The 6,429-nt window shown below is 49.2% G+C and carries 7 protein-coding genes; 4 read left to right on the top strand and 3 right to left on the bottom strand.

Annotation, left to right across the window (positions count from 1 at the left end; genetic code table 11):
* Positions 1-116 precede the first annotated feature (116 nt).
* From prmA to NC996_RS28070, 3 genes are all read right to left on the bottom strand, one after another.
* Positions 117-1,007: a 50S ribosomal protein L11 methyltransferase gene (gene prmA, locus NC996_RS28080; protein ID WP_190684945.1), complete on the bottom strand. Its 891-nt coding sequence runs from the start codon at positions 1,005-1,007 to the stop codon at positions 117-119.
* A gap of 245 nt (positions 1,008-1,252) precedes the next feature.
* Entirely contained in the window at positions 1,253-2,833 is a 1,581-nt protein-coding gene (gene serA, locus NC996_RS28075) for a phosphoglycerate dehydrogenase (protein WP_190684943.1), read from the bottom strand.
* A 276-nt stretch (positions 2,834-3,109) separates the two neighbouring features.
* Positions 3,110-3,250, bottom strand: a complete 141-nt coding sequence (locus tag NC996_RS28070) for a hypothetical protein (RefSeq protein WP_206755349.1) — start codon at positions 3,248-3,250, stop codon at positions 3,110-3,112.
* A gap of 79 nt (positions 3,251-3,329) precedes the next feature.
* Here NC996_RS28070 and NC996_RS28065 point away from each other — a divergent pair, with 79 nt between their 5' ends.
* The 4 genes from NC996_RS28065 to NC996_RS28050 all read left to right on the top strand — a co-directional run bounded on the left by NC996_RS28065 (position 3,330) and on the right by NC996_RS28050 (position 5,906).
* Positions 3,330-3,845 (top strand): hypothetical protein, encoded by a 516-nt coding sequence (locus tag NC996_RS28065; protein ID WP_190411820.1) that lies wholly within the window; start codon positions 3,330-3,332, stop codon positions 3,843-3,845.
* Positions 3,846-3,969: 124 nt separating this feature from the next.
* Positions 3,970-4,284, top strand: a complete 315-nt coding sequence (locus NC996_RS28060) for a hypothetical protein (protein ID WP_190684937.1) — start codon at positions 3,970-3,972, stop codon at positions 4,282-4,284.
* A 177-nt stretch (positions 4,285-4,461) separates the two neighbouring features.
* Entirely contained in the window at positions 4,462-4,983 is a 522-nt protein-coding gene (locus NC996_RS28055) for a hypothetical protein (RefSeq protein ID WP_348260037.1), read from the top strand.
* Positions 4,984-5,126: 143 nt separating this feature from the next.
* The gene (locus NC996_RS28050; protein ID WP_190684934.1) at positions 5,127-5,906 is read left to right on the top strand and encodes a photosystem II S4 domain protein; all 780 of its coding nucleotides are present in this window, start codon (positions 5,127-5,129) and stop codon (positions 5,904-5,906) included.
* Positions 5,907-6,429 lie beyond the last annotated feature (523 nt).

Genomic DNA, 6,429 nt, shown 5'->3' with positions numbered 1-6,429 from the left:
ACGACAATCATCAAGTTAGGAAAGTCTATGCTAGTCATCGGAGAGATGAGTTTCATGGGTGGTACTTTGATTCTCAATCTCTCCCGTTCCTTTGTCTAATTCACATTAGACGTAATTTATGAGCGTCGAATATTAAAGCAGCACCACTCTTGACGCCGCCAGAGGGTCGCAACAATCCAATCATGTTGCTCTAAAGTATCGGCAATGGGTTTGGCTTGTTCCAGCAAAACGCCGCTAATAATCCCCCAAGTGCTGGGTTTAGCCATCTCTGTCATCTGCGGGATCAAGTCGATAATCACCTCCGCCAGAATATTGCAAAGAATGCCATCGACCGGCTCATGTAACAATTGCATTAAGCGGTCGATACTGCCTTGCTCCACAATCAACCGATCGGGGCTAATTTTGTTGAGTTCTCGGTTGCTGTGAGTGGCTCGCACCGCCATCGGATCAAGATCTGCGGCATAAACTCTTTCCGCACCTAACAGCATCGCGGCAATTGAGAGAATGCCAGATCCACAACCAATATCTGCCACAACGATATCGGGAGTGCCCAAACCCAATCGCATCTCCAACGCTTCCAGACACAGCTGAGTCGTTTGATGGGTGCCGGTGCCAAAAGCGGCTCCGGGATCGAGGCGGAGCGTAAGCCGTTCCGTCTGCTCTGGAGGGGGCAACCAGGCAGGGTAGATTAATAAGCGATCGCCAACTTCTTGCGGTTGCCAGTATTGCTTCCAGCTACTTGCCCAATCTTCCTCATCAATTAAATGCCAATCCATCACCGGCATCGGCATTCCCACATTCAGCGCATCTTGACGCAGCCACAGAGACAGCGCCGCCAAATCTAATAACTGCGCTTGGAGTGCGGATAAATAACCACACACTAGGCGCGAGTGTCCTTTAACCTCAATGGATGTGCCGCGACAGCCAAATTTTTCCAGCCGCCAGAAAATTAAATCTTCTAAGGCTGGGTCGCAGAGAACTTGAATTTCCCACCAGGTGTTTGCCATACATCAGGGCTGAGGGCTGAGGACTAAGGACTGAGGTATGAGGACTGAGGACTGAGGACTGAGGGCTGAGGACTGTTAGCCCAGTGGTGCGAAGCACTGCCTGAGGACTGAGGAAGGTTAGAACGTAGAACTTAGCAATAGAGAGTCAAGAGAAACTAAAAAGAATTTACTCTTTGTGTATCTCTTTTCTTCATCCTCAGTCCTCATACCTCAGTCCTCAGTCCTACATCCTCCATCCTCAGCACTTATAAAGTTACCGTATAGGCATCTCTAATGCCGGGAATCTTGAGAATTTCCGCCAAAATTCCCTCTGGTAGGGGATCGTCCAGGCTTAACACCATTACTGCATCGCCGCGCACGATTTTACGACCCACCTGCATACTGGCAATATTGACATTAAAGCTGCCCAATAGCGAACCAATATTCCCGATAATTCCTGGCATATCGCGGTGCAGGGTAAACAGCATATTAGCAGTGGGGGGAACGTTGATGGGAAAATCATCAATACTGGTGATCCGAATCTCGTTATCGCCCAACAAAGCGCCAGTCACCGAGTGTTCTCCTAACGAACCTCTCGCCGCTAGGTGCAGCGAACCCGAATAATCTCGAATCGAGGCATCCCGCGTTTCAATCACGCGAATTCCCCGCTCCTTTGCCTCAATACTGGCATTCACGTAGTTCACTCGCTCTCTCAACGCTTGAGAGAGCAGCCCTTTCAGTGCTGCTACGATGAGAGGCTGACTTTGATTGGTTGCCAATTCTCCCTGCAAGCTGATATTCAACAACTCAATCCGTCCTCCAGCCAGTTGCCCAACTAGATGACCCAGAGTTTCCGCCAATAGGAGATAAGGTCTGAGTTTTTCCAATACGTCAGGCCGCAACCCAGGAATATTCACGGCTGAACGCGCTGGTAGCCCCAGCAGAACGTCCCGAATCTGCTCGGCAACATCAATAGCGACATTTACCTGCGCTTCTGCTGTAGAGGCTCCCAGGTGGGGAGTGAGGATAAGATTTTTCCCCAGCGATCGCAACTCCGACTCGCCAAGCGGTTCTGTCTCAAAAACGTCCAACGCCGCCCCGGCAATTTTGCCAGCTTTTAACGCCTCCGCCAAGGCCGCCTCATCAATAATGCCACCACGGGCACAATTGATAATCCGAGTCGTGGGTTTCATTTTAGCGATCGCTTCGGCGTTAATCAGATGAGTCGTTTCTGGAGTTTTGGGGATGTGCAGGGTAATGTAATCGGATTCCTGAAACAGCATATCCAGATCGACTAGACGACAACCCAGTTCATCTGCCCGTTCTACCGAGATGAAGGGATCGTAAGCTAGCAGTTTCATCCCCATCGCTTTCGCAACGCTGGCGACATGAGAACCAATTTTCCCCAAACCGACAACACCCAGCGTTTTCTTGTAAACTTCAGCCCCGATAAAACTCTTGCGATCCCACTGACTGCTTTTCACCGACTGATTGGCTTCGGGGATATAACGGGAGAGCGATAGCATCATTGCCAAAGCGTGTTCTGCTGCTGCAATGGTGTTACCTTCGGGGGAATTGACGACGACAATTCCTTGTCGGGTGGCGGCTGGAACATCGACATTATCGACGCCAACTCCAGCACGACCAATAATTTTTAGCTGGGTGCCCGCTTCGATAATTTCTTTGGTGACATGGGTTCCAGAACGAATCATCAGAGCGTCATACTCTGGCATAATTCGCACCAGTTCTTCTGGAGAAAGACCTGTTTTAATGTCAACTTGGGCAACTTGGGAGAGGATATCTATTCCAACTTGGTCTATGGGATCGGAAACAAGAACCTTGGACATGATGGGCAGGTGAGTCTAAATAAAAATTCCATTACGACACGCACGCACGACCCCTAAAAGGTCAAAACCGCAAGTCGCGCGTTGCGTTGCATCCACTTCGCCAGGATAGCTCCCTTGCGTTACGCGATCGCGTGCCGGTAAAACCTTGGGAGCAAGCTTGCCTGATGGGAGCTGGCTTAGACATCGCGTCTAATCACTCTCCACCACGAACAATACAGGCAGAAGGTCATTTTAACTGTATCAGGTGTCTTTGTACGGCTGGTTGGCTGAAAGTTTTTAACTTTCATTCGCGTGGGCGAAGTGCTTCTTGCCGATGGCGGAACGAAACAAAACACAGCCAAAGATATCAGCTACCCATCGCACAAATGCGATCGCTTTCGCATATACCGCTCCTAGCGACTTCTCGCGCAAGTGCATCCTAATTACGGTAGAAGATTTGCTGTCCCTTGCACTGCTAGGCTTTAACTAAGGCTATCTCAGCATTTTACGAATCACCATGAATTATCTCGTTGCCGTACTGGCAGACCGCATCCAGGCAGAAGCCGCCTATTCCGCTTTAGAGAAAGAAGGCTTACCGATGAATAAAGTTAGTATTTTGGGCAGAGGATACAAAAGCGCGGATGAATTTGGCTTAATTGACCCCAACGAGCAAGCTAAAAAGCAATCAAAGCTGATGGCTTATTGGCTCATCCCCTTTGGATTTTTCGCTGGAATAGCTTTCAATATCACTACGGGTTTAGACACCTTTGCCTGGGCGGGTCCAATCGGCAATTACCTGATTGCTGGACTTTTAGGTGCCGCCTCCGGTGCGATGGGTAGCGTGTTTGTGGGGGGAGGAGTAGGCTTGGCGCTGGGAAGTGGTGATGCCTTGCCTTACCGCAACCGCCTCAATGCCGGTAAGTATCTGATTGTCGTCAAAGCTTCCGAAACGATCATCCGCCAAGCGACTCGGATTCTCCGTCAGTTTGAACCCGAAAATATCCAAGGCTACGTTGACTCAGAGGGAGTCTAGAAAATAAGCACCTTCCAACCTTTCGAGCTGGCTGGGTCTTCCATCCACGGGCAGAGGATGTAACAAACACAACATTGTTACTTTAACTACCAGCCTGAGCGCAAGTCACTGGAAGGGGGTTTAGATGCAAATATTGCCAACTTGTTTGGGAGTTGCGCTCGTCGGCTCGATCGTAGTTGATGTGCTTTGGACAACGATCGCCGTCGGCGGTGGTGGGGGGCCGATTACATCTAGATTGTCCAATTGCTTGTGGAAATTGCTTCTCCATCGACATCGCTCCTCTCCCTCTCATCAGATGCTTTCCGTTGCAGGCTACAGCACCATTGGCATTTCTACGCTGCTGTGGATTTTGGCTACTTGGGCAGGATGGGTCTTAATTTTTAGCGCCAGCGATCGCTCTTTGGTTTCTGCGGATACAAAGCAGCCTGCTGACATCTGAGAGAAAATTTACTTTACAGGTTATACGTTAGTTACCCTCGGTCTCGGAGACTACCAACCCCAAGGAAAAATTTGGCAACTGGCGACAGCCGCAGCAGCAGCGAATGGGTTTTTCCTGATTACTCTGTCGATTACCTATCTGCTTTCTGTGGTGTCAGCCGGGACTCAGAAGCGACAGTTGGCAACCTACATTTCCTGTCTTGGCTATACTCCTACCGAAATCGTAACTAAAGCTTGGAATGGCAAAGATTTTGGGATGCTGTCTCAGCACTTAGTAGCGATCGCGCCCATGCTAGCCTTATACGGGCAAAGTCATTTCGCTTATCCGGTACTTCATTACTTTCATAGCACCAAGCGGGAGACAGCGGCGGAAGTTAACATAGCTGTCTTGGACGAGGCGCTGACCTTGCTCGAATCTGGAATTAAGCCGGAACATCGACCCGATGCGGTGGCGCTATACCCAGTGCGGCAAACCCTGTCAGTCTTTCTAGAAACCCTGACTTCTGCTTACATTAAGCCAGCCTCAGACGTGCCACCCCTGGCAGTTCTCGATGAGTTACGTGCGAATGGAATTCCCACTGTTAGCGATGAAGCCTTTGCATTAGAAGTCAGCAACTTGACGAGACGACGACGTTTGCTTCTCGCCTTAGTGAGAAACGACGGGTGGTCGTGGAAGGAGGTCGGGAATCGGTTTGGGTAAAGGGGAATGATTCAGTTTAACCAAGCGCGAGGAGCCGCTAAAAGCAGCATCCGCGAAAACGATCGCACTCCTCGCATTGTCCGTCAGGTTCCGCTCCCAACGATAGAATCAAGAAAGTTTCACCTCAATCTAGCGTCTGCTGTATGTTGCCAAGGGAAGAACTCCTCAAAGGAGTCGAAAATCGAGAGACTGTCGCTCGTGTTATCGACCAAGCCGATCAAGCGATTAAAACGTGGGAAGTAGTCTTTACGGATTTTCTGTCTCCTCCAGAACTGGCTGAAATCCAGCAAGCGTTTAATCGGTTAACAGAAGTCCAACTGGTTGCTTGGGGAGGTTATCCGCAAGCTGAACGACAACGGATAGCGATCGCGCGTGCAGAATTACCCCTCGATGCCTCACAAGTTTCGATTGCTGCTATCGATATTGCCGGTAATTTCTTGTTCGACCAAGCCACCCACCGAGACTTCCTCGGCGCAATGTTGGGTTGTGGAATTGTACGCGAAAAGACTGGCGACGTGATTGTGCTGGGAGAGCAAGGAGCGCAGGCGATTGTTGTTCCAGAAATGGTGGAGTTTTTGGGAATGCATCTCAATCAGGTGCGTTCTGTCCCGGTAAAAACTCGGCAAATTGAGTTAAGCGAGTTAAAAATTCGGGAACCGAAAAAGAAAGAATTAACAACAGTTGAGGCTTCTTTGAGGCTGGATGCGATCGCTTCCGCTGGCTTTGGGATGTCTCGCAGCAAAATGGTTGATTTTATTGACGGCGGTGATGTGCGATTGAACTGGAAAGAAGTCACTCAGCCAAGTCATCTTCTGAAGTCTGGAGACTTAATTGTGATTCGCGGCAAAGGACGGTTAGAGGTTGGGGAAATTGCTGTCACTAAAAAGGAACGCTACCGCGTGCAGCTAACAAGATTCATGTAAGCGTTTTCTATAACGTTTTTCAGATGAGTGGAATATATTGCGGTTCCGACGTTGCCGCCACCAAGGTTAGGGACAATGCCGTGTCCCTACTGATTTTTCGCACTTTCACGAATCCTTTAGGGGCGCTTAGCAAGGAGTGAGATGCTTTAGCGGGACTTAAACAAAATTTAAGTCCAAACAAAGCCTAAAGAAGCTTTATAAAGGGCGAATAAGTAGCTAGGATGATTTAAACCTAAAACGCTCTAACGTATATCCCCCTTGTTCACTCCGTGATTCCATGCCGTCGATTACAGCAAGGGCTAAATCATATTCATTGTCGAACATTCGTCCTGAAATTTCATGGGCTTTGAGTTGATGCCACTGTCCTTCGATGGGGTTCATCTGGGAGCAATAGGCAGGCAAGAAGAAAATAAACTTAATCGGAAATAAGAGGTTGTAGAGAAAAGTGGGATCGTTTCTATTCCTTTCACCCTAAGCTGTCACCAGCTAGCGATAGCTGAGACGGAAGTTGTGCAATCCACAA

This window comes from Trichocoleus sp. ST-U2, from assembly GCF_039961875.1.
GTDB lineage: Bacteria > Cyanobacteriota > Cyanobacteriia > Cyanobacteriales > FACHB-T130 > FACHB-T130.
The sequence above is the reverse complement of the archived record's forward strand: the minus strand, read 5'-3'. Positions and strand labels throughout refer to the sequence as shown.

What these genes read in the sequence shown, in the direction of transcription:
- serA (WP_190684943.1), bottom strand. Translation starts at nt 2,833, where the DNA reads ATGTCCAAGGTTCTTGTTTCCGATCCCATAGACCAAGTTGGAATAGAT.
- NC996_RS28065 (WP_190411820.1), top strand. Translation starts at nt 3,330, where the DNA reads ATGAATTATCTCGTTGCCGTACTGGCAGACCGCATCCAGGCAGAAGCC.
- NC996_RS28060 (WP_190684937.1), top strand. Translation starts at nt 3,970, where the DNA reads ATGCAAATATTGCCAACTTGTTTGGGAGTTGCGCTCGTCGGCTCGATC.
- NC996_RS28050 (WP_190684934.1), top strand. Translation starts at nt 5,127, where the DNA reads ATGTTGCCAAGGGAAGAACTCCTCAAAGGAGTCGAAAATCGAGAGACT.
- prmA (WP_190684945.1), bottom strand. Translation starts at nt 1,007, where the DNA reads ATGGCAAACACCTGGTGGGAAATTCAAGTTCTCTGCGACCCAGCCTTA.
- NC996_RS28070 (WP_206755349.1), bottom strand. Translation starts at nt 3,250, where the DNA reads ATGCACTTGCGCGAGAAGTCGCTAGGAGCGGTATATGCGAAAGCGATC.